The organism is Hymenobacter sp. J193 (assembly GCF_024700075.1).
In the GTDB taxonomy this organism is placed as follows: Bacteria; Bacteroidota; Bacteroidia; order Cytophagales; family Hymenobacteraceae; genus Hymenobacter.
Genome location: NZ_JAJONE010000001.1, coordinates 1,792,782 through 1,815,817, shown reverse-complemented (window position 1 = coordinate 1,815,817; position 23,036 = coordinate 1,792,782). Strand labels below are relative to the sequence as shown.

20 protein-coding genes are annotated in these 23,036 nt (G+C 60.0%); 11 read left to right on the top strand and 9 right to left on the bottom strand.

Annotation, left to right across the window (positions count from 1 at the left end):
- The first annotated feature begins 430 nt into the window (after positions 1–430).
- The 4 genes from LRS06_RS07820 (at position 431) to LRS06_RS07805 (ending at position 6,742) form a co-directional block, all read left to right on the top strand.
- Positions 431–1,156 carry a head GIN domain-containing protein gene (locus tag LRS06_RS07820; RefSeq protein WP_257870975.1) on the top strand — a complete coding sequence of 242 codons (726 nt, stop codon included), beginning with the start codon at positions 431–433 and terminating at the stop codon, positions 1,154–1,156.
- Positions 1,157–1,311: 155 nt separating this feature from the next.
- Complete coding sequence (locus LRS06_RS07815; RefSeq protein ID WP_257870974.1) at positions 1,312–2,388, top strand: FecR family protein; 1,077 nt, start codon at positions 1,312–1,314, stop codon at positions 2,386–2,388.
- Between the two features lie 70 nt (positions 2,389–2,458).
- Positions 2,459–4,357 (top strand): hypothetical protein, encoded by a 1,899-nt coding sequence (locus tag LRS06_RS07810; RefSeq protein ID WP_257870973.1) that lies wholly within the window; start codon positions 2,459–2,461, stop codon positions 4,355–4,357.
- A 282-nt stretch (positions 4,358–4,639) separates the two neighbouring features.
- Complete coding sequence (locus tag LRS06_RS07805; RefSeq protein WP_257870972.1) at positions 4,640–6,742, top strand: PQQ-binding-like beta-propeller repeat protein; 2,103 nt, start codon at positions 4,640–4,642, stop codon at positions 6,740–6,742.
- Positions 6,743–6,801: 59 nt separating this feature from the next.
- Here the strand turns inward: LRS06_RS07805 and LRS06_RS07800 are convergent, their stop codons facing one another.
- Entirely contained in the window at positions 6,802–8,193 is a 1,392-nt protein-coding gene (locus LRS06_RS07800; RefSeq protein WP_257870971.1) for a S9 family peptidase, read from the bottom strand.
- A 326-nt stretch (positions 8,194–8,519) separates the two neighbouring features.
- Here LRS06_RS07800 and LRS06_RS07795 point away from each other — a divergent pair, with 326 nt between their 5' ends.
- Positions 8,520–9,383 (top strand): hypothetical protein, encoded by an 864-nt coding sequence (locus LRS06_RS07795; protein ID WP_257870970.1) that lies wholly within the window; start codon positions 8,520–8,522, stop codon positions 9,381–9,383.
- Between the two features lie 52 nt (positions 9,384–9,435).
- On the top strand, positions 9,436–10,149 hold the full coding sequence (locus tag LRS06_RS07790; protein WP_257870969.1) for an SGNH/GDSL hydrolase family protein: 714 nt from the start codon (positions 9,436–9,438) through the stop codon (positions 10,147–10,149).
- A 69-nt stretch (positions 10,150–10,218) separates the two neighbouring features.
- Here LRS06_RS07790 and LRS06_RS07785 read toward each other — a convergent pair whose 3' ends face one another.
- The 4 genes from LRS06_RS07785 to LRS06_RS07770 all read right to left on the bottom strand — a co-directional run bounded on the left by LRS06_RS07785 (position 10,219) and on the right by LRS06_RS07770 (position 14,117).
- Positions 10,219–11,238: a hypothetical protein gene (locus LRS06_RS07785; RefSeq protein WP_257870968.1), complete on the bottom strand. Its 1,020-nt coding sequence runs from the start codon at positions 11,236–11,238 to the stop codon at positions 10,219–10,221.
- Positions 11,239–11,282: 44 nt separating this feature from the next.
- The gene (locus LRS06_RS07780) at positions 11,283–12,311 is read right to left on the bottom strand and encodes a hypothetical protein (RefSeq protein WP_257870967.1); all 1,029 of its coding nucleotides are present in this window, start codon (positions 12,309–12,311) and stop codon (positions 11,283–11,285) included.
- A 111-nt stretch (positions 12,312–12,422) separates the two neighbouring features.
- Positions 12,423–13,082 carry a hypothetical protein gene (locus tag LRS06_RS07775; protein WP_257870966.1) on the bottom strand — a complete coding sequence of 220 codons (660 nt, stop codon included), beginning with the start codon at positions 13,080–13,082 and terminating at the stop codon, positions 12,423–12,425.
- A 132-nt stretch (positions 13,083–13,214) separates the two neighbouring features.
- On the bottom strand, positions 13,215–14,117 hold the full coding sequence (locus LRS06_RS07770; protein ID WP_257870965.1) for an ADP-ribosylglycohydrolase family protein: 903 nt from the start codon (positions 14,115–14,117) through the stop codon (positions 13,215–13,217).
- A gap of 156 nt (positions 14,118–14,273) precedes the next feature.
- Between LRS06_RS07770 and LRS06_RS07765 the strand changes: the two genes are divergently transcribed.
- Positions 14,274–15,032: an IS5 family transposase gene (locus LRS06_RS07765; RefSeq protein WP_257870962.1), complete on the top strand. Its 759-nt coding sequence runs from the start codon at positions 14,274–14,276 to the stop codon at positions 15,030–15,032.
- A 104-nt stretch (positions 15,033–15,136) separates the two neighbouring features.
- On the opposite strand, the gene LRS06_RS07760 is transcribed toward LRS06_RS07765, so the two are convergent.
- From LRS06_RS07760 to LRS06_RS07750, 3 genes are all read right to left on the bottom strand, one after another.
- The gene (locus LRS06_RS07760; protein WP_257870964.1) at positions 15,137–15,565 is read right to left on the bottom strand and encodes a hypothetical protein; all 429 of its coding nucleotides are present in this window, start codon (positions 15,563–15,565) and stop codon (positions 15,137–15,139) included.
- A 300-nt stretch (positions 15,566–15,865) separates the two neighbouring features.
- A complete protein-coding gene (locus LRS06_RS07755; protein ID WP_257870963.1) occupies positions 15,866–16,483 on the bottom strand; it encodes a hypothetical protein in 618 nt (205 codons plus the stop codon).
- A gap of 111 nt (positions 16,484–16,594) precedes the next feature.
- Positions 16,595–17,353, bottom strand: coding sequence for an IS5 family transposase (locus tag LRS06_RS07750; RefSeq protein ID WP_257870962.1), 759 nt, complete (start codon positions 17,351–17,353; stop codon positions 16,595–16,597).
- A 222-nt stretch (positions 17,354–17,575) separates the two neighbouring features.
- On the opposite strand from LRS06_RS07750, the gene uvrA reads away from it, so the two are divergent.
- From uvrA to LRS06_RS07730, 4 genes are all read left to right on the top strand, one after another.
- Positions 17,576–20,410: an excinuclease ABC subunit UvrA gene (gene uvrA / locus LRS06_RS07745; RefSeq protein ID WP_257870961.1), complete on the top strand. Its 2,835-nt coding sequence runs from the start codon at positions 17,576–17,578 to the stop codon at positions 20,408–20,410.
- Between the two features lie 117 nt (positions 20,411–20,527).
- Positions 20,528–21,301 carry a tryptophan-rich sensory protein gene (locus LRS06_RS07740; RefSeq protein WP_257870960.1) on the top strand — a complete coding sequence of 258 codons (774 nt, stop codon included), beginning with the start codon at positions 20,528–20,530 and terminating at the stop codon, positions 21,299–21,301.
- Positions 21,302–21,382: 81 nt separating this feature from the next.
- A complete protein-coding gene (gene tpiA, locus LRS06_RS07735) occupies positions 21,383–22,147 on the top strand; it encodes a triose-phosphate isomerase (RefSeq protein ID WP_257870959.1) in 765 nt (254 codons plus the stop codon).
- Positions 22,148–22,280: 133 nt separating this feature from the next.
- Entirely contained in the window at positions 22,281–22,664 is a 384-nt protein-coding gene (locus LRS06_RS07730) for a DUF6150 family protein (protein WP_257870958.1), read from the top strand.
- 80 nt (positions 22,665–22,744) lie between these two features.
- Here LRS06_RS07730 and LRS06_RS07725 read toward each other — a convergent pair whose 3' ends face one another.
- Positions 22,745–22,999, bottom strand: a complete 255-nt coding sequence (locus LRS06_RS07725; RefSeq protein WP_257870957.1) for an OmpA family protein — start codon at positions 22,997–22,999, stop codon at positions 22,745–22,747.
- Between the last annotated feature and the right edge of the window lie 37 nt (positions 23,000–23,036).

Below are 23,036 nucleotides of genomic sequence, written 5' to 3'. Positions count from 1 at the left end.
CACAAACGAAAAGCAGCTGCTGCCCGGCATAAAGATACAACGCGGGGTAGCTTCCTTGTACTCGCATAAGCATGCTGGGTACCCGCAGCCCACTACGGCCAGGCCTGGGTACGGCGGCCATTCGCAGCCAAGGACTTATCAAACGAATATAGAGAATAGACTGCTATTCCTTGCCCATGATAGATGCCAACGACCGGGTTTGGGTGGTGAGCGGGTGCTTTCGGACCGTGGCTGCGCCTTCGCTTATGAGGGCATGAACGTACCGGAAGCGGGTGCGACGGCGCGAAATGCCCAGCGCATTGGGGCGTCAGCTGAGTTGCTAAAAGAATCTTTTTTGAAAAATATTTCCGGCCGCGTAGGGGTAGGAGCCGGGTTGCGGGTCTTAGAAGAGAAACCAATCTTCTGTTCTCTTCAACCCCCTTTTTCTGCTATGAAAACGTTCCTGCTCTCCGCTCTGCTGCCGCTGACCGTTCTGCTGGCCAGCTGCCACAACGACATCATGGGCCCTACCGTGCGCGGTAGCGGCCCCATGACGTCGGAAAACCGTTCTGTCCGGGACTTCACGGAGCTTGAGCTTCCCATCGATGCGGAGGTGTACCTCACCCAGGGCCTCACGCAGGAAGTGCGCGTAGAAGCGCAGCGCAACATTCTTGACGTGCTGGAAACCGATGTAGAGGGCAACCGGCTGCATATTGACTTCGGCCGCACCACGGTGCGCAAGCACGACCGGATTCGCGTTTACCTGACCACTCCTACGCTCAGCCGGGTTACTCTGGCGGGGTCCGGGCGTATTGAAAGCACCAACACCTGGCTGCTGCCCCGTCTTGAGGTAACCATTAGTGGCTCGGGAAGTACCGACCTGGCTTGTGAGCAGGCTACTGCTTTGGCTACTACGATTTCGGGCTCCGGGCGAGCTAACTGGCGGGGCAACGCCGCCCGCCACGAAATCAGCCTCAGCGGCTCCGGGCAGGTAAACAGCTACGACCTCGATACGGATGCCGTTGATGTGGATCTGGTTGGCTCGGGCCGGGTACGAGTAAGTGCTGCCGAAAAGCTGGATGTACGCATCAGCGGAAGCGGCAACGTGTACTACAGAGGGCAACCCAGTATCAATACCCAGATATCGGGCTCGGGCCGGGTGCTGAGCGACAACTAGCGTCCGGCCGCCCTGACCGCCTGGGTTGAAAGAGGGGGCAGGGCGACACTTTCCGGGACCGGACATGGTGGGCACCAGTCGGAAAATCCCGAATTTGGCCGGCCAGTCGGTTCCTGTGCTACCAGCCATTGGCTGACTCTTCGTTTCTTCGCGCTATGTCTGCCCCCGTACCTGCGTCTGATGCTCCCTGGGAGCTGCTTGCCAAGCAGCTGGCGGGCGAGGCGACGCCGGCTGAGCAGGCCGAGCTACAGGCCTGGGTGCAGGCCCAGCCCGAGGGGCAGCAGTGGCTGCGGGAGGCTACCCGGGCCTGGGAACAGGCTACCCCACCGGCCCCGCTCTTCACGGAGGCCAGCGTAGAAGCAGCCTGGCAACGCTTTCGAACGCGGGAAAACATTCCGGCCGCAAAAACCGAAGCTGCGCCCCGGCCCGAAGCCCGCATAGTGCCGATGTGGGCCTCGCAAGGCTGGCTGCGCGTAGCGGCGGCCATTCTGTTGCTGCTGGGCGCCGTAGGCGTGTGGCGCTTCACCCGCTCCGGGGCTCCGGCCAACCTCCCGATGGTAGCCGTGGAGGCCGGCAGCGCGGTGCGCGTGGTAGGCTTGCCGGATGGGAGCAAGGTATGGCTGAACCGCCAATCCACCCTGCACTACGCAGCCGGTTTCAAGGCCGGGCCGCGGGAAGTACAGCTGACGGGAGAAGCTTTCTTCGATGTTACGAAAAACCCGCAGCGGCCCTTCACCGTGCTGAGTTCAACCTCTCGCACCCAGGTGTTGGGCACTTCGTTTAACGTGCGGGCCTATCCGGGGGAGGACTCCGTGGAGGTTTCCGTTGTAACGGGTAAGGTGGCCTTCGGGCCCCGGGCTGCGCCTGCCGATACCGTACTGCTGCTGCCCGGCCGGCGGGGCGTAGTTCAGGGTAAACAGCCCCAGCGGGCCCGCCGCACGCTTACCGCCGACTCCAACTTCCGGGCCTGGCAGCAGCAGGAACTGAGCTTCGACAATGCACCGGTAGCGCACGTCTTGCGCACCCTCGAAACCACTTTCCACACGCGGGTAACGGTGTCCGATTCTACGCTGCTTGCCTGCCGCTTCAAAGGCTCATTTCCGGCGCCTACGCCCATCCAGGTACTGCGGGTGCTGAGCCTGGCCCTAAGTGCTGAACTCTCCACCAAGCCCGACGGTAGCTACGTGCTCCGTGGGGCCGGCTGCTCCGCGGCGGGGGCTCCGCGTCCGTAAACAAGGCCTGCATCTTTACTTTCCGGCTCTATACCGGCGCTCCGTACTTTTGCTGGGCTATCCGGTTTGTATGCGGCATCTGTTCCTGTTTCTGCTTTGTTGGCTGCCTCTGCTGACCTGGGCCCAGATGCCCCCGGTGCTCCAGCGGCCGGTGCCTGTTACGGCCGACAATCAGCCCTTAAGCGTGGTGTTGCGCGAGTTGAGCCGGCAGGCGCACGTATCGTTCAGCTATAGCAGTACCGTCGTGCCGCTGCAAACGCGCGTCACGATTCCGCCGGGCCCGCCGCGGCCCCTTTACTATACCCTCGATGCCTTTTGCCGGCCGTTGCGACTCTCCTACGCCGTGGTGGAAGGCCAGATAGTGCTCTGGCGCACCAACGACCGGCCCCCGGCGGGACTTTTGGCGGGGGCGGGCATTTATCCCAAGCCTCTTGGGCCACCGGCTCCACCCCGGCAGGCGGTACCGCTGCGCCCCCTGCCTACCCGCCGGGTAGGAGTGCGGGTAAAAAAGCCCCCTTTGGCTCGGCAGCTGGCCACTACGACCAGCGCCACAGCATCCGTGGCAGCTACTCCGGTGCCTGACTTGTCGGCTCCCACGCTTTCTGCTGCCGATACCATCAACATGGCCGCCGATACGGCCGCGTATTTCAACCTGGGCAATATCATGGCCAAGGCGCAGCAAACTTTAGCAGCTATGAAGCGCCAGGCTCAGATTAAAGGCCGGCAGCTGAAAACCACTGCCCAGCGGGTTGCCGCCGTGCCGCCCCTGGACTTTAGCGCCGACTCGGCCCGCTGGCGCCAGCGGGGGGCGCGGGCCTCACGCTTTATCGACAGCCTTACCGTGAGCATTATGCGGGCAAAAGCAGGGTTGCACGCGCGCGACACAGCCCAGGCCAAAGCGCCAGTAATGTCCCCGCGCTCTGATAACTCATTATATGACGAGCACACCTGGCAGATAACCCTGGTTCCACCCCTGGGAACCAACGGGCTCCGGACCGGCCGGGCCGTTAACCGCTATTCCGTGAACGTGCTGGTAGGCTACGCCGCCGGGCTACGTGGGCTGGAAATGGGGTCAGTACTCAACCTCGACCGCGACACCGTGCGCGGCGGTCAGCTGGCGGGGGTAGGCAATCTGGCCGGGCGTCACCTGCGCGGGCTGCAGGCGGCTGGGGCACTCAACGTAGTAGGTGGCGGGGGCCGGGGTGTGCAGCTGGCCGGGGTGCTGAACGTAGCGGCGCGGCCCTTGGCCGGCTGGCAGGCGGCTGGGGTACTCAACTATGCCGGCCCGCCCCGGCCCGATGCGGCGGAGACTACTGGTCGTTTGGTACAAACGGCGGGCGTACTCAACGTGTCTTTGGCTGAGGTGAGAGGACTACAAGCCGCGGGCATACTCAATATGGCCCGCCGGGTGCGTGGGGTGCAACTCGGCCTGCTCAATGTAGCAGACACGGTAACCGGCGTCAGCATCGGTCTGCTCAACTTTGTGCGCCACGGCTACCACCGCTTGGATGTACTGTATAGTGAAACCTGGCCGATGCTGGCCACGCTCAAGCTGGGCGGCAGCGCGCTGTTCTACACGCAGTTCGTGGGAGCAGCGCAGCCATTTGATGGCCAGCTGCGCTGGGGGCTGGGGTATGGATTAGGCACCGAGTTGGCCGCCCGGCGGCGGTTTAGCGTGAGCCTCGATGCGCTGGCCCTGCACGTAAACGAGGAGCCCAGCGGCTGGACGAAAAAGCTGAACCTGCAAAGCCAGCTCCGGCTGCTGGTGGGCTGGGCCTTGTGGAAGGGAGGACGGGTACGCCTGGTAGCCGGGCCGCAAGTAAACGTGCTGGTGTCGCAGCGCTATGACGCCGACCGCCAGGCGGTGTATTCGCAGGTAGGGCAGGGCCAACATCTGCTAACCGAAACCCTGAGTGGCAATACCCTGGTGCGCGTCTGGGCCGGGTACAGCGCCGGGGTGCGTTTCTGATTTCTGCCTCGCCGGAAAACTGCCCGCAACCAGGCCAGCCTAACCGCAGATGGTCTGTACTCGTCAGCTTCGGCCGCCACTACTTTCCGGCCTTGGTGGCATCCTGACCACCCCGGACAAAACCCTCATAAGCATTGGCCTACCAAACGGAGTTGTTTGCCTCCATAAATCCGGTCGTTGACTGCCTATTCCCGGTCGCGCGTGCAAGTGGTAGCTTCCTTTGGGCTGTTCTATTTTCGCTAGCCCATGCTACAAGCGCTACTTACTACGGCAGTTTGCCGGTTGAAATTTCAGTTAATTGCCTGCCTGCTGCTTTGTCTGGGACTGGGCGTGCTGCCCGGCCGGGCACAAACGCCCGCCGGCAACGTAGGCATCGGTACTACCACTCCCACGCAAAAGCTGGATGTAGATGGCAACCTGCGCATCCGGGGTCTTTCCGGAACTGGCATACGCCTGCCCCAAGTGCAGCCCGATGGTACCATCAGCATCGGAACCCCGCTTTTCTCTTCCGCCCCAGGTGGGACAGTGCAGCCGCAGGACGCCATACGCATTGCGCCGGATGGAGAAGAACGCACTTATGATGTGGTGCTGTACAACAACCGGCTTTATGCTGCCACCGACAATGGGCTGCGCATCTACGACGTGAGTACGCCCACCGCTCCGGTGCTTCTCGGCCAGCAGGCCAGCGGAGCCAACGCCCTAGCGGTAAGCACCAACGCCGGCCGTACCCTGCTATACTCGGCCGACTATGGTAACCTGTTGCAGGTGTTCGATGTCACCAATCCGGCCGCTGTCTCCTTGCTTAGCCAGCAAGCGACGGGCTCGTCCCCCCCCACCAGCTCGTATCCTATTGATATAGCCGTGAGCGGTACGACGGTGTACGTCGTCAATGCCGATGGCAATACCCTGGAAATATTTGATGTGAGCAACCCCCTGGTGGCGCCGGTGCGCCGCAGCACCACACTACTGGCCCCCTACACCAACAACCTGAACGGCATACGGATAGTAGTAGCAGGCACTACGGCATACATCATTGACGCTGAAAACGCCACGCTGTATGTGTACAACGTGAGCAGCCCTGGTGCGCTCGTGCGCCTGAATGGGGCCGGGGGCACGGTGCTGAGTTCCTCCCCGTACGGGCTGGCGTTGAGCGGCTCCAGGCTATATATTGCTACGAACGACGGGAAGCTGCACGTGTACGACGTGACTACCCCCGCCACCCCGGCGCTGCTGGGTAGTGCAACTGGTGGATCTTCGCCCATAGATTTAGCCGTGGTGGGCACCAAAGCCGTGCTGCTCAACTATGATGCTACCAACGTACAGGTGTTTGATGTGAGCAATCCGGCCTCCCCCCGGCTGGAAAGCACTGGTCCGGCTCTTCCGGCCGCGGCGGCGGCTACCGCGCCCAGCTATGCCTATCCGTACTCCCTGGCTACGGATGGCAACACGGCGTACATCGGGGTTGATTTTTCCAGCCTGATTGGCGTCGTGACGTTAGGCGGGACGCCCCGCGTGGTAGCCGTCGGGCCCGATGGCTCGCTGGGTTCAGTACCGGCGCCGGCCGCGCCCACGCTGAGTTTGAGCGGCCAGACGCTAAGCATCAGCGGAGGCAACAGCGTGACGCTGCCTTCTACCGCCACGCCCGGCGACAACATGGGCAACCACACGGCCACGGAAAACCTGAAACTGAACGACAAGTGGCTCAGCAACGACGGCGGCAGCGAAGGCCTGCGCGTAGATAACGCTGGTAACGTGGGCATAGGCAGTGCGCCAATCACCTCACGTCTGCGCGTACTCAACAGTGGCTCTTATGACGTGGCAACGTTTGAAAGCGGCAACGCCGGCCCCCACCTGCAGCTCACCAAGACCGGGGCCGGCGCGGCTACTATCGACTACATCGGAACTGACTTTGGCGATAGTAACCGCAGAGGAGCCCTAGAGCTGCGCGGGGTGAAATCGGTGACGGTGAGCGGGGACGGCAACCCGGATGCTCCCGACCTGGTGGTGACGGAAGCCGGCAACGTAGGCATCGGTACGGGCAGTGCGGCCGCCACTTCCCTCGACGTAAACGGAGCCCTCACTTTACGGCCCAACGCCACCGTTATCAACCTGACAATCGACAACCAGGCTGTGCCGGTGGGCAACCGCTCGTTTCTGCAGGTTGCTTCCAACTCCGCTATGGGCACCGACCGCACCGTGGTGCTGGGGGCCGGCTCTCAGGCCGGGCAGGTGCTGTACCTGATGAACATGACAAACAGCTGCGAACTGATTGACTTTGAAGGAGTCGTAAACCTGAGCCAGACGCGCCTGCTCACGGCCGGCGACGTGTTGCAGCTCATCTGGAGCGGTACCAAATGGTTTGAGGTATCGTACAGCAACAACTAGCCGCCCTGGCGCTTCTCCTAGAACAAGCGCCTGTAGCCATTCGATCAGCCACGTTAAGCCTACCCGCGGGGCTTATCGGGGGCGGGGGCGCGTTTGGTGGGCAGCAGCCGGCTTTTCAGGGAAGATGATACGGTGGGCTGGGTTTGCTTTACTAGCCAGTCGTTCATCAGTTGCAGGGCTTTGGGCGAGAAGATGGGCTGCTGCTGGCCGCTCACCATAGCCCATTCGGCTATGGGGGGCTGAAACCAGTGATTCACATTGGCGAGCTTCTCGGTTTTCACCTCCGGGCTGTTGCGCAGGCCTTTGCTGAGAATCGACAGGTTTTTGCCTGAGGCTACCTGCAGGTCGTCGGTGCCGTTGAGGGCCAGTACGGGGCATTTCACCTCGCCCAGCCGGGCCGCCGGGTCAAAGTCCAGGTAAAACCGGTGCCAGGTGGAAGTCAGCTGGTCGGCGCGGGCCGATACCATGGTATGGTCGATGTCGGAGTTGTTCTGGCGCAGCATCACACCTACTTTGGCGCGGGCCAGAGCGTTGTTGGGCGTCTGGCGGATGGTTTCCACCATGCGGTCTTCCAGGTCCAGCGCCGCCTTCACCTGGGCCGTGTTGGCGCCAATGAGCCGCATAATTTCCACCTGCTGCTGGCGCAGCACTTCCCGGCCGGGCTGCCCGTAGCCCGCCAGCGAAATCAGAAAATCGGGGCCTTTAGGCTGGGCGGCGGCCAGCAGCGCAATGTTGGCCCCTTCGCCGTGCCCGATCAGGCCTACCTGGGTTTTCTTCACGCGGTAGTGCGCCCGCAGGTAGCCCAGGGCGGACTGCGCGTCGCTCACCAGGTCGGCGGTAGTGGCTGCCAGGTATTTGCCGTTGGATTGGCCCACGCCCCGGTCATCGTAGCGAAGTACGGCAAAACCGCGGCGGGTGAGGTAGTCGGCCAGGATGGCGAACATGCGGTACTGCTCCTGGGACGCGTCGCGGTCCTGGGCGCCCATATCCGATACCAGCGCCACGGCCGGAAACGGCCCGGTACCGCTGGGCATAGTAAGTGTGGCCCCCAGCCGCAGCTTGGCTACTTTATTGGGCACAATAACTTCTTCCTTTTTATAAGGTGGGGCGGCCTTGAAAGCGGCGTTGACGGCCGAGGTGGCCGTGCGCGTCAGTATCAACTCACTTTTGAGGCCGGGCTGCTCCCAGGTGCCGGCCATGAGCTTGCCGTCTTCGCTGAGCTTGCCCACAAAGCGACTGCCGGCCTGGTCGATGCGCAGTTGCACGTCCCGGCCTTTCACCTGGGCCTCCACCGGCATGCGGCTTACCTTCTGCTTGGGTACATCAAGCGCGGCGTAGTAGCCGCCGGTGCTCAGCGGTACGATGGTAATGATCAGCTCCATCTCACCGCCGGGCACTTTGAGCTGCCCCGTCCACTGGCCGTTTAGTACGGGAGGAGTAGCGCCTGCCATCCCTTGCGAGGGAGCCCACCATGCTAGGATAAGTAATAAGAGTGCGAGTATAGCTCTCGGCATAAAGTGAAAATTAAGGGCGAAAATCTGCAAGTATTATTGAAAAACCGGACTGAAATTATCAAACCCTGCGCAGACTTGCCAATGGAATATCCGATGGCAGTTTGTATTAGCGGAAAACCACTAAAAGGGCCCAGCATAATCCTGTGAACGGATGCTTTTAGCGTGAGACGCAGCCTTTGGCTCTGCTGATCGTCTTGTTATATAGAAAATACGAAATTGTGCATTGTATGTATCAAGTTCTGCGAGTTGTAATTGTTGGTATATTGCTACTTGCCAGCGTCCGAACCAGCACTGCTCAGGCCCGTATCTTTGCTCCTGATACGCTCTCGGATGGGGGTGTATTTGGGCTGGCTCTGTCGGCCGATGGGCAGGAAGCTTACTTCACCGATTTCGATAAAACCCGAACCTCATTGCGGCTGATGCAGTCGAAGCGGGTACGGGGGCGGTGGCAGCCGCCCACGCAGGTGCCCTTTGCCAGTACCTACCGGGATATTGACCCGATATTTTCCCCGGATGGCAAGCGGCTGTACTTTAACTCGACGCGGCCAGTTGAAGCCGGCGGCAGGGAGCGTCCAAATTTTGATGTGTGGGTGGTGGAGCGCACGCCGGCCGGCGGCTGGTCGGAGCCAGCGCGGGTGCCCGTCGTCTCGCAGGATTCCACCTCCGAGTCGTACGCGTCAGTGGCGCGCAACGGGGCCATGTACTTTACTTCTACCCGCAAAGTGGGCGCCGGCAAGTCGGATATTTACCGGTCGGCCTGGAAAAATGGCGCGTACCAGCCCGCGGAGCTCTGGCCGCTAAATATGCCTGGCCTGGACGGCAATCCTTATATATCCGCTAATGACCGGGTACTTTGGTTTTTATCGGACCGGGCCGGCGGGTTCGGGGCTGCCGACCTCTACGTGAGCTACCGCCGGGGGAATACCTGGAGTACGCCGCACAACCTGGGGCCCGCCGTCAACACCGCGGACGCCGAATTCTGCCCGGTGCTGTCGGCCGATGGCCGGATGCTTTATTTCTCACGAACGGTTCGGGAAGGAGACAAAATTCAGCGAGAAGACTTATACGCCATTCCTGTAGCCGAGCTTGGGCTGCCCCGTGAGGTTCTGCGGCGCCTCAAGCCCTAAGCCTTGCTACCAGCCGCTGAGCGCAAACCAGCGTCAGGTGCTATTTTGCGCCATGTTATTTTTCAAGAGCTTCCCAAACGCCGTGCGGCTGAGCGCCGTGCTTGCTTTACTGCTGTTCAGAAGCCCTGATACCTCGGGCCAGACTGCCGCCGCGTCATCCACCAACCCCGCGCAGTGGGCCGCCGAAATGCGCGCCTTTGCCCGCCAGGACAGCCTCGCGCCACCACCCAAGCGGCCCATCCTATTCTACGGCAGCTCCTCGTTGCGCAAGTGGACGACGCTTCAACAGGATTTTCCGGGCCTGCCGGTACTCAACCGGGGCTTCGGCGGCTCCCGCTTCCCCGATGCGCTGTACTTTTTCGATCCGGTAGTGCTGGGCTACGAGCCCCGGCAAGTGGTGATATACGAGGGCGACAATGACATTGGGGCCGGTGCCAGCGCGCAGGAAGTGTATGCCTCTTTCCTGGAGTTTGAGCGGCGCATGCGCCAGCACAAGCCCCTGCGCCGGGTGCCGCTGGTGTTTCTGGCCATCAAGCCCAGCCCGCTGCGCTGGGCGCTCTACCCCAAGGTGCAGGAAGCCAACCGGCTTATTCGCACCTACATTGAGGCGCACCCGCAGTACCTGCGCTTTGTAGACACGGTTACGCCCCTGCTGGGCCCTGGCGGCAAACCCCGCCCCGAACTCTACGAATCCGACAGCCTGCACCTGAACTCCGCCGGTTACAAGGTGTGGACGCAAATACTGGCACCTTATCTGCGCCGGTAAGCGGAAAAAGCAAAACGGGCCGGCAGAACGTGTCTGCCGGCCCGTTTCAGGCAGGAAGCTGCGTCGGGGTTACTTGCTCAGCAGGAAGCCGATGGTGAAGTTGGCATCCCAGTCGAATACGAACTGCTGGCAGCCGGTGGCTTCCTGCACGGCGCGGTAGATGTTCTGGCCGGCTTTCGACTTGGCGTTGTCGAGCTTGTACGCGTCAGCGGCGTTGAGCACGGTGTACCGCTCATCACCCTTACGCACCTGCTTGGCCAGCTCAAAAGGAATACCGCCGATGATAAAGCAGGTCTGACGCAGTCCGGCGGGCACTTGGCTGGCTTTGGCCTTCACGTCGGTGGCCACGGTGGCGTCGTCGGTGCCGTTCTGGAAGTACTTGGCGCCGTAGGTTTCCAGGGCTTTGGGCGCGCCGCCTTCCAGCCACGAAATCTTGGTGTTGCCCGAGCCGATGTCGACCACGAAGGCCTTATCGGCGTAGCTGGGCGGCAGTACGGAGCGCAAAGCCAGGGCACCTTCCCGCTCGGGCGTCACGGTGTTCACCACGTAGCTCAGGGACTTCAGCGCCTTGATGATTTTCTGGGTGCCTTCCGCCTTCAGGGCCCCCGAGCTCACCACAAACTGAATGTCGCGGCCGGGTACGCCAAAGTCCAGCATCTTGGCAATGTAGGCCTTCAGGCCCGTGCGGACGTCATCATCGGAGGCCATGTTTTCGATGGCGAGGCTGGTGCCGAACTCGGCCTTTTCCAGCTTCCAGTTTTTCTGCTCATCGATGCGCACGATAAAGGAGTTGAAGCCGCTGGCACCCAGCTCCACCACGCCTTTCAGCTTGCCGTTGACGGGCGCCGGCGCCGAGTAGGAAAAAGCCGTGGGCGTGGCGGTGCCCGAGGTGGCGTTTGTGGTACTGGCAGCACCACCGTCGTACGTGTCGGAGGCAGTACTGCTGCTGCCCGCAGTGGTAGCTTCCGTGGGGGCGGTGGCGGTGCCCTGGCCCAGCTTATCACCGAAGAAATGGCGGAAGCCGAAGTAGGCGGCGGCCAGCACGATGAGCGTAATGATCAGCCGGCCGGCGAGGGTTAATCGTTGCATATGAGAAAGAAGGGAAAGAGTGGCGGGAGAAAGAACAGGGTTGGTTATTCCAGCAGGTTGCGGTAGCCGGCGTCTTTGGCCGGGTAGGTTTCGCCGGGGCGCAGGGCAGGTGCGGCCGCGTCGGGGCGGGCGTCGAGCGTGACGAGCTTGAACTCGCCTTTATTGTAGGCTGCCAGCATGGCCTCGCCCTTGTCGGACAAGATGCCGTTTTGCACGTCCACGGAATTGATAAAATCCATCGACATATCCATGGCGCGCTTCATTTCGCCCAACTTCTGGCTCATGTCATCCTGGATGTATTCCATCGACTGGTCGAAGTAGAATTTCTTGTCCGGGTCGCCTTTGAAGATGCTCACGGCCGTGCGCAGGGCGTTGGAGCTTTCTTTCACAATCTTATACTCCACCTCCTTCAGGCGCACCTTGATTTCGGTTTCCTTGATGATGTAGTCGGCGCTCTGGTTTACTTTTTCCATGAAGGCCAGCACCATCTGGATGTTGCGCTGCAGGGGCAGCAGCTTCTGGTTCATGTCCTGCAGGCCGGCGCCTTCAATGGTAGCCAGCGAGGCAGTTTCCTTCATGCCGGGCCGGTCGAGCATGGAGCTGGCTTTGTTTGCCTCGGCAAATTTCTGCTTGATTTCGACGTTGTTTTCGTTGATTTTCTTGTTCAGCTTCACCAGCTGCCCGGCCAGGGTATCTATCTGGCCCTGCATTTTCTGGCGCTTCTGCTTTAGGTCGTCGATGTAGATTTTGAGGATGGCAATGGGGTCGAGCTGAATGACGAGCCCGGCAATCTTGCGCATCAGTGTTTTGAACAGAAAGAACGTGGCCGTGCGCACGTCGCGGCTGGTAACCAGGAACACCACCACGCCCAGCGCGCCCAACAAAAAAGCCAGGTGCAGAGTGTTGGTAGCCACCTTAATCAGAAACTCCAGGATCTGATTGTAGTAATACAGGCCCGTGCCCACCAGGCCGGCCAGCACCACCAGCCCCAGAATGCCCTCGGGCCGCGACCAGAACGAGCGTTTTTCCACGTCCGTGCTGCCGCCTATTTGCGAAAAGTCAGGAGTTGCCATGAAGAGGTGAAATTGTGAGTTTGTGAAATTGTGAAGTGGAGTTGAAATTGGAAATGGTAGGCTGCCAGAACGACAAACCCACAATTTCACAAACTCACAACTTCACCCTTGTCACCGCAGATGCTGGGTGATTTTGGCCAGGTCGTCGCGGATTTGCTGGGTGAATTGGCTGTAGGTGGCTTCGTAGTTCTGGCGGTTCTGCTGGAGCTTGCCGCTTTGCTCCGTGATTTCGCCACCAATGGCCGTCAGCCGCTCCGCGTTGGCGGCTATTCGCTGCTGAATTTCGGTGAGCTGCCGGGCCAGGGCTTCGTTTTCGCCCTGAAGCTTCTGCTGCTCGTTCTGCAGGCCGCCCACGCGCTCCGCAATGGCGGTTTCCACGCTCTTGCCGAAGGCCTCGCGGTCCTGGCTGAGCACGGTCAGGTACTGGTTGGCGGTGTTTGTCAGCTGGGCCACGTCGGTGGAGCCCCCCAGGGCCTTGAAGCTGGCCCAGGCCGCCTGAAACTGCTTGCTCTCGCTCAGCTCCAGCCCCGCCAGTCCGCGCAGAGCCTCCCGAAACTCGAAGTAGTCGGGGCCGGGCAGGTTGTTTTTGGCCAGCACGTTGGCGAAGTGCTCGGCAAAGCGGGCGTCGAGGGAGCCGGGTGGGAGGGGAGCCTGGGCCGGTGCAGCGCTGGTGGGCGCTTGCGGAGGGGCGGGCTGGCCGGGCGCGGCGGGCTCATCCTTGATGAAAAAGCCCAGGATTTTGCGGCCGAGGGAGTCGTCAGGTTCTGGCATGGGCATTCAGCACGAAAGGTGAATGCACAATGTTACAGGTTTGGCGGATTAGTTGGCGCGGCGGCACAAGGGAGAGAAATAGAAAGTGCTGCCGGAAAGTAACAGAAGCGGCGAAACTCTGTATGAATTACACTACCAATCCGTGGGCATGGTACGGGTTAGGGTATTCTTCAGCCATTGATAATCCGGCAACTGTGCCAGCTTCTGCAGCAACTCCGGTGGCAGACCGGCCAGCCCGACCAACGCCCCGGCAATCTGGCCGGCCATAGAAGCATTCGTATCAGTGTCGCCCCCGGTGGCCATAAGCTGCTGCATCAGGCAGGTTAGCCCCAGGTTCAGAACTTTGGTGGCGCAAAAAATAGCAAACGGAACAGAGTTGACAACGTGTCCATTGTTGCCCAGCCCGGCGGCCTCATCAATAGTAGCTTCGGGTGGGTAGAGGCTTAGTTCCTGCAGCCGGTCCTTCAGGTTGGTATCCGGCAGTTCGGGCAGAACAAGCGCCAGCAGATTGTTGCGGCCGGTCCAGGTTTGGTGCAAAGCGGCCTTGATAGCCAGATACACGGCCAGCGCGCCGGCGTAGGCGTCTTCGTTCTGGTGCGTAATGCGGCAGGCGTCGTAAATAGTTTGCCGGGTGGTGGTCGGGTAAAAGGCGAAGGGGGCTATGCGCATGGCGGCTCCGTTGCCTGCCGCGAAATGCCCCCGCCGGCCGGTTTGCGTCCAGTGCATACCCGCTTCCGTGTCGCGGATGGCCTGCAGCGTAGTGGCCCCCAGACCGGTGAGTTTGCCTTGCCGATAATACCTCACAAACTGCTGCCCCAACTGGCCCGGGTCGAAGGGGCCGGAAGCCAGCACTTCGCACGTTGCCAAGGTCAGCTGCGTGTCATCCGTCAGGGCCCAATGCCGGGTGCGGCCTGGCTGGCCGCCGAGGTAAAAGGTAGAAGCCGCAGGAAGTGCTTGCTCGTTTTCAAAGCTGCTGCCCCAGGCATCACCAATGGCCCCGGCCAGCAAACAGCCCTGATATTTCTCACGTAGCATATGTTGCAACTGCATCCTATTGGTCGAACGACAGGTAACGGAGCCAGATTCGGGGAATAGCCTCTCCGGCGTAAGAGGGTGTTTGGGAATTGGGTAGGGAGTAAATAAAAGCGAGTCAGTAAGTTGCCGGGGGAGTTCCTAGGCTCCTTCCGGCTTATGGTTGACGGCTATCAACCCCTTACTGACTCGCAATGGCAAGTTATCGAGTTGCTGCTGCCTGTGCAACGGCGCCGACGCCTGTGTTTGCGTCACGTCTTCGATGCGTTGCTTTACGTGTGTCGCACCGGCTGTCAGTGGCGGGCGCTACCCCCGCAGTTCCCACCCTGGACGGCGGTGTACTACTATTTCTACCGCTGGCAGCGTCTGGGCCTGTGGCAGCAACTCAACACGGTCGTCAACGCCCTGGACCGGGTGGCACACGGCCGCGAACCTACCCCGGCGCTGGCTTGCATCGACAGCCAAAGCGTCAAGCTGGCTCCGCGTATCTACGAACACCGCGGCCTGGACGCGCATAAACTCGTCAATGGCCGCAAACGTCAGCTACTGGTTGATTCGGGCGGGCGCATCTGGGCCGCGCACGTGCACGCGGCCCACCGCCATGACAGCACCAGCGCGCTGGCTTTGCTGCCCCACCGCCCCTGGTGGGCGCGGCGCCTTCAGCTGGTGCTCACCGATGCGGCCTACCGTGGGCGCTTCACCCGCCACCTGCTGAGCTTGGGGGTGGCTCAGCAAATCAGCAGCCGCCCGCCCACGCAGCGCGGTTTCGTGCCGCTGGCCCGGCGTTGGGTCGTGGAGCGTACCTTCGCCTGGCTGGCCTGTTTTCGCCGCGTAGTCGTTGATTACGAATTCACCCCTGCTAGCCACGCCGCCTGGCTCTTGCTGGCCAACATCACCATGGCCCTTAATCGAGCCTGAATTCCCAAACACCCTCTTATAGTTCAGAGTATTAGCCTCAACAGCAAACGTGGAGGCAATAAAGCAATTGGGCTATTCTGGTGCGAGGCATAGCCTCGCTCGGATTAATTTTTATTCACGTGCTTTATAATAGCTGGCAAATTTTCAATTGGCGAAAACCAGCCATTAAGTTCATTGAATCTTAAGCCATATACGCCTTGTGAGACAAGCGCCAAAAGATAGTCAATGGCTTTTTGCGTATCCGTGGATATCACCAGAACGTTGCCGCTTTCATCCACAAACCCACCGTTTGGGATTGTTCTTGCGTACTCCTGCGCCCTTTGCCTGTCCGTAAACAGGAACGCCCAGGGCTTACCATCCATCACGCCCACAAACGGCTTCCGGTCTTCGATATTCTCCGTTTGCCGTGTAATAAAATGCCATTGCGGCAAGTCGAGTACTGCTTTCCATAAGGCGGAAAGGTCTTCAGTTCTTCCAGAGCTCTTGGCTTTTGCTAACAGAAGGTCGATTTCGTTGTGGGCAGATGAGTCCATGTGTCCTTGTTAGATTTCCGATGAGAAGCCTATTGGGGTTGGAATACTATGTATAGGGTATTTGGTTGTCTGCAGTTGCGTTGTGATTCTGTGGTAGATGTTCGTAATCTGGCGCGAGTTTAGCGCAGCGTAACTTGTGCAGGCCATACCGGGAGGCTGTGCCTCCCAGCCCCGAACGACAAACGCGCCGCTCTAGACGGCGCGGCGTTGGTTTGCCGCATTGCGGCAGTGGAGGCGCAGCCTCCGCGTCGTGGGCTGGTCACGAGTTACGCTGCGCTAAACTCGCGCCAGAGGAGGATGTTATTGTTTTTCTTTCCACCTTTCAATATACCAGGCTTCAAAGTAGCTTTCGTGATGCTTAATGCTGTGTCTATATGGCTTTTTTGAGTATAGCTTTTCAAGAGACGAGGGAATTAAGGCGTAATCGAACTGCCAAAGCTTCTCAGGGACGTTACATCTCACCCCATCAAAATCTCCTCCATCTTGCGCTTCATCAGTAAAATAAACTCCTGTCTGTTTAAACTCTTTATGCATTTCAAAAACTAATGCTCTTACCAGATCATAAGCATAGGCATGAAGCTTTCCGTTTTTATAGCTTCGTATTTCATTAGCTTCAATTAAAAATTCACAACCAATCCAATTTTCATTAAAAGTATCATCAATTGCTGGAGTATAAATTGTGAAAAGCGGTCGGATCTTTATGCTAGAGAGGTTAGAGGTGAAATAACCAAGTTCTGCGACTGAAGAATAAATAAATCTATTATCTTCAACCTCCCATTTAACGCTATCAAAATCTGTTTTTATTTCAGTATTCCAGAGACCAATGTTCTTTAAAACATTGGCAAAACGATTAAGTGTGGGCTCGAAATTAGAGTTGTTAATTTTTTCATAAGTCTGGATATTACTTAACTCTGGCATTGTCGTGTTGTTAGGTAAGCCTTACCGTAAGCTTTGGATTTTCCTCTAATGCTTGGTTCGCAAGATAATATAGATAAGCATACTAGCGGGCCTAAGAGGGTGTTTGGGAATTCAGGCTCGATTAAGGGCCATGGTGATGTTGGCCAGCAAGAGCCAGGCGGCGTGGCTAGCAGGGGTGAATTCGTAATCAACGACTACGCGGCGAAAACAGGCCAGCCAGGCGAAGGTACGCTCCACGACCCAACGCCGGGCCAGCGGCACGAAACCGCGCTGCGTGGGCGGGCGGCTGCTGATTTGCTGAGCCACCCCCAAGCTCAGCAGGTGGCGGGTGAAGCGCCCACGGTAGGCCGCATCGGTGAGCACCAGCTGAAGGCGCCGCGCCCACCAGGGGCGGTGGGGCAGCAAAGCCAGCGCGCTGGTGCTGTCATGGCGGTGGGCCGCGTGCACGTGCGCGGCCCAGATGCGCCCGCCCGAATCAACCAGTAGCTGACGTTTGCGGCCATTGACGAGTTTATGCGCGTCCAGGCCGCGGTGTTCGTAGATACGCGGAGCCAGCTTGACGCTTTGGCTGTCGATGCAAGCCAGCGCCGGGGTAGGTTCGCGGCCGTGTGCCACCCGGTCCAGGGCGTTGACGACCGTGTTGAGTTGCTGCCACAGGCCCAGACGCTGCCAGCGGTAGAAATAGTAGTACACCGCCGTCCAGGGTGGGAACTGCGGGGGTAGCGCCCGCCACTGACAGCCGGTGCGACACACGTAAAGCAACGCATCGAAGACGTGACGCAAACACAGGCGTCGGCGCCGTTGCACAGGCAGCAGCAACTCGATAACTTGCCATTGCGAGTCAGTAAGGGGTTGATAGCCGTCAACCATAAGCCGGAAGGAGCCTAGGAACTCCCCCGGCAACTTACTGACTCGCTTTTATTTACTCCCTACCCAATTCCCAAACACCCTCTAAGGTTGCTATTTGACATTTTTATGACCTCAGCGGAAAGCAACCAACCCAGCTGCCCCCGCCGTACCTTCGCCGGACGTAAACCGCGCCTCGGGAAGCTACAGGAAACCAAACCCTGGGTGGCGGCTGTTTACCGACCTATGGCCTCTACTTCCGATCTGCACGCAACGGCTCCCGCGGCCGACCCCATCGACCACCTCGACCCGCGCGAGTTTATCCTCATCAAAAACGCCCGGGTGCACAACCTCAAGAACCTGAGCGTGGCCCTGCCGCGCAACAAGTTCATCGTTGTCACGGGCCTGTCGGGTTCGGGCAAGTCTTCGTTGGCCTTTGATACGCTCTACGCCGAGGGCCAACGCATGTACGTGGAAAGCCTCAGTTCCTACGCCCGCCAGTTTCTGGGCCGCATGGACAAGCCCGACGTGGACTACATCCGGGGCATCTCGCCGGCCATTGCCATCGAGCAGAAGGTCAGCATCAAGAACAACCGCTCCACCGTGGGCACCAGCACCGAAATCTACGACTACCTCAAGCTGCTGTTTGCGCGGGTAGGCCGCACCTATTCGCCCGTGAGCGGGGAGCAGGTGAAAAAGGACAATGTAGCCGACGTGGTGGACCACCTCATGCGCCTGCCCGAAGGCACCCGCGTGATGCTCTTGTCCCCGCTGCTGCCCTCCGAAGATGGCCGCCCCATGAGCAAGGAGCTGGATCTACTCCTTCAGAAAGGCTACAGCCGCGTGGTGGTGAACGGTGAAACTGCCTTTATTGAGGAGTTGATTGCTGAGGGCCAGCCCGAAGTGAAGGGGGACGTCTTCATTATGATTGACCGCACTGCCATCATCCCCGGCGACGAAGACCTGATGTTCCGCCTCGCCGACTCGGTGCAGACCGCCTTTTTCGAGGGCCATGGCACCTGCATCGTGAAGATGGACGAAGAAACCCGCACTTTCTCCGACCGGTTTGAGCTGGATGGATTGGTGTTTGAGGAGCCGAGCGTCAACTTCTTCTCCTTCAATAACCCCTACGGAGCCTGCCAGACCTGCGAGGGGTTTGGCTCGGTGCTGGGCATTGACGAAGACCTGGTAATTCCGGACAAAAGCATGACGGTGTACGAGGGCGCCATTGCCCCCTGGCGCACCGACAAGCAGAGCGAGTGGCTCAAGCCCCTGCTCAAAAACGGCATCCGCTTCGACTTCCCCATTCACCGGCCCTACAATGAGCTGAGTGAAGCCGAGCGCACCCTGCTCTGGAAAGGCAACAAGTACTTCGAAGGCCTCGACTCCTACTTCAAGTGGGTGTCGACGCAGACGCACAAAATCCAGTACCGCGTGCTGCAAAGTCGCTACCGGGGCCGCACCACCTGCCCCGACTGCCGCGGCACGCGCCTGCGCAAGGACGCCCAGTACGTGAAAATCCAGGACCACAGCATCACGGACCTGGTGCTGCTGCCGGTGAGCCGGGCGCTGGAGTTTTTCCAGACCCTGGACCTGCCCACTCACGAAGCCAAAGTAGCCGAGCGCCTCGTTACGGAAGTCACCAACCGCCTGGAGTACCTGAACCGAGTGGGTTTGGGCTACCTCACGCTCAACCGCCTCAGCAGCACGCTCTCGGGCGGGGAAAGTCAACGGATTTCGCTGGCTACCTCGCTCGGTTCGGCGCTGGTGGGCTCCATGTACATTCTCGATGAGCCCTCGATTGGTCTTCACCCCAAGGACGCCGAGCAGCTGATTGGTGTGCTGCGCTCCTTGCAGCAGCTCGGCAACACCGTCATTGTGGTGGAGCACGAGGACAAGATGATGGAGCAGGCCGACCAGATTATCGACATAGGGCCCGAGGCGGGCAGCGGAGGCGGCATTTTGCAGTTCCAGGGCACCTACGCCGAGGTGCTGACTTCCGACACCTACACCGGCCAGTACCTGAGCGGCCGCATGCAGGTAGCCGTGCCCAAAACGCGCCGCCCCTGGCGCAATGCCCTGGAGCTGACCGGCGCCCGCGAAAACAACCTCAAAAACGTGTCCGTCAAGTTCCCACTGAACGTGATGACGGTGGTAACGGGCGTGTCGGGCTCGGGCAAATCCACGCTGATCCGGCGGATTCTGGCCCCGGCCCTGCTCAAGCAGCTCGGTGGCGGAGCCGGGGAAGCTACCGGCAAGTTTGACCGCCTCACGGGTGTGAACGGGCAGGTGACCCACGTGGAGTTCGTGGACCAAAACCCCATCGGCAAGAGCAGCCGCTCCAACCCTGTCACCTACGTGAAGGCCTACGACGCCATTCGCAGCCTGTTTGCCGACCAGCAGCTGGCCAAAGCGCGCGGCTTCAAACCTTCGCACTTTAGCTTCAACATTGATGGCGGCCGCTGCGAGGTGTGCCAGGGCGAAGGCCAGGTGAAGATTGAAATGCAGTTCATGGCCGACATCTACCTGACCTGCGAAGCCTGCGAGGGCCGCAAGTTCAAGCAGGATGTGCTGGACGTGCAGTACAAGGAGAAAAGCATCAATGAGGTGCTGGAAATGACCATCGAAGACAGCATCGAGTTCTTCCGGGACCAGCCCAAAATCGTGGAACGCCTCAAGCCGCTCGATGACGTAGGCCTGGGCTACATCCGGCTGGGGCAGTCGGCCAACACGCTGTCCGGCGGCGAAGCCCAGCGCGTAAAGCTGGCCTCGTTCCTGACCAAGGGCAACACCCTGCAGAACGATAAAATCCTGTTCATCTTCGACGAGCCCAGCACCGGCCTGCACTTCCACGACATCAACAAGCTGATGACGGCCCTGAACGCGCTGGTAGAGCAGGGCAACTCCGTGCTCATCATCGAGCACAACATGGAAATCATCAAGTGCGCCGACTGGATTATCGACCTCGGCCCCGAGGGCGGCATCAACGGCGGCCACCTGCTCTTTGAAGGCACGCCCGAAGAAATGGTGAAGCTCAAAGACACAAACCACACCGCCCGCTTCCTGGTAGATAAGCTGTAATCAGACATCAACAGCAACCGAAACTGTCATTCCGAGCGGAGCGAGGAATCTGGGTTACAGGCCAACCTAGATTCCTCGCTTCGCTCGGAATGACGGTTTCAGGAGCATATTCGCCTTATGGACGTTACTTCTTCTTCCGCCGCTCTGCCTGGAAACCGTGTGTGGCGCTGGCTGGCCCTGGCCGCAGTGCTGGGCAATATTCTGTGCAACTACGTGGCGCAGCGCTACCCGTTCAATGGGCAAACCAACTCGGTGGTGTCCGGGCAGTATCCCACGCTGCTCACGCCGGCCGGCTACGCGTTCAGCATCTGGGGACTGATTTTTCTGGGCATCCTGGGCTACACCATCTGGCAGCTGCTGCCTGCCCAGCGTCAGAATCCGCTGCCCGACGCCGTAGCCGAGCCCTTCATCCTGGCCAACGTAGCCACAGCGGGCTGGCTGGTAGTCTTTGCCTATGAGCAGCTGGGACTGAGCGTGCTGGTTATACTCCTGATTCTGGCGTCGTTGGCCGTGGCGTATGGCCGGGCGCGGCGGCTGATTCGTAGCGGGCAGGCCGGCTGGGGCAGCAGCGTGCCGCTGGGGTTGTACTTCGGCTGGGTTACGGTGGCCACGGTGGTCAATGCTACGCTGTGGCTGAGTACGGTTTGGCAACCCTCTGCCGGCATGGCCTCCACCGCGGCTATGCTGCTGCTGAACGTGGTGCTGGTGCTGGGCGTGGTCGTTACGCACCAGTTTCGGGAGCTGGCGTATCCGCTCACGCTGGCCTGGGGCCTGGTAGGCATTGGGCTGGCCCGGAGCGGCAATGCGCCGGGGCTGGCGGGCGTGGCTCTGAGCGCGGCCCTTACGCTGGTGGTAGCGGCTGCCTGGCTGGTGTGGCAGAAACGCCGGTAGGGCAGGCTAGGGCATTCCACGGCGTAGCGCTTACCTTGCGGCCGCAATCAATTCACCTTCTGATCAAACTCTCCCTTCGCTATGCGTAAGAACATTGTGGCCGGCAACTGGAAAATGAACACCACGTTGCAGGACGGCCAGGCCCTGATTTCTGAAATTGTGAACATGGTGCAGGACGAAACCACCGGCTCCTCGGTCGAGGTGGTGGTGTGCCCGCCATTTCCGTTTCTGTCAGCCATTGGCCGCCAGCTGCCCGAGGGTAGCCGCCTGCACCTGGGTGCGCAGAACTGCCACCAGAAGGAAACCGGCGCGTTTACCGGCGAGGTATCGGCCAAAATGCTGCAATCGGTAGGGGTGGAGTACGTGATTCTGGGCCACTCGGAGCGTCGCCAGTACTTCGGCGAGGACGACGAGCTGCTAAGCCAGAAGCTGAAAGCCGCTCTGGCCGCCGGCCTAAAGCCTATCTTCTGCGTGGGTGAGTCGCTGGAAACCCGCGATGCCGACGAGACTTTCAACTTCATCAGCAAGCAGCTGAAAGACGGTTTGTTTCACCTTAGCAATGAGGAGTTCGACCAGGTAGTCATTGCCTACGAGCCTATCTGGGCCATTGGTACCGGCAAAACGGCCACCAGCCAGCAGGCTCAGGAAGTGCACGCTTTCATTCGGGAGCAGATTGCCCGCGCCTACGACGCCGAAGCGGCCTTGAACACGAGCATCCTGTACGGCGGCTCGGCCAACGCCCAAAACGCCCGGGAGCTGTTTTCGCAGCCCGACGTAGATGGCGGCCTCATCGGTGGTGCCTCCCTCAAGTCCCGCGACTTCACCGAGATTATCAAGTCGTTCTAACTGTCATTCCGAACGAAGTGAGGAATCTGAGTTACCTGCTAGCGGCCGACTCAGATTCCTCACTTCGTTCGGAATGACAAAGAACCTTTTTCGGCCGGATAATTGTCGGAAAGACGAGCCTTTCCCATCAACCATGTTTTCTACGCTGCTCCTTTCCGGTTTCCTCACGCTGAATCCGTTTCAGCCCGCGCCAGCCGTGCCATTCACAGCAGCAATGGTAGCGGCCTCGGTAGAGCCGTGCCGGATCTACGGTTCCATCTTTCTGGAGAAGGACCCACGCCGCCGGGGGCAGTGCTTTGCTACGGTGTACATGGAGCCGGAAGAGGCTTTTGCCGACGTGCTGGTGTACGAGGAAAGCAACAAGCTTTTTGCCGATAAGGCCGGCTTCTGGTACTTCACCGGGGCCCGCGACTTTGCCGATTACGTGCTGTTTGTAACCGACAACCGCGCCCTGGCCGATTTCAGTATTCAGTACACCAAAATCCGCTCCTACGCCGGCTGCCGCAACGGGAAGTAGGGCTACCAAATTTCAGACAGCAACAAGGGCCGCATCCGGGTATGGATGCGGCCCTTGTTGCTGAATGGAAGTTCAACAGGTTACAGCTTCACTAGCTCTACGCGGCGGTTTTTGGCTTTTCCTTCCTCAGTGCTGTTATCGGCCAGGGGTTTGCTTTGCCCAAAGCCGGCCGACTGCAACCGGGCGGCCCCAACGCCGGCCTGCGTGAGGGTGGCTACCACCGCCGCGGCCCGGGCTTCGGAAAGCTGCTGGTTGTGCGGGGCTGTGCCGCTGTTATCGGTGTGGCCCTGCACAGCCAGGCGCAACGTAGGGTTCTGCTGCAGCAGCCGGAGCACTTCCGCTACGGTAGCGGCCGACTCGGGTCGAAGGGTA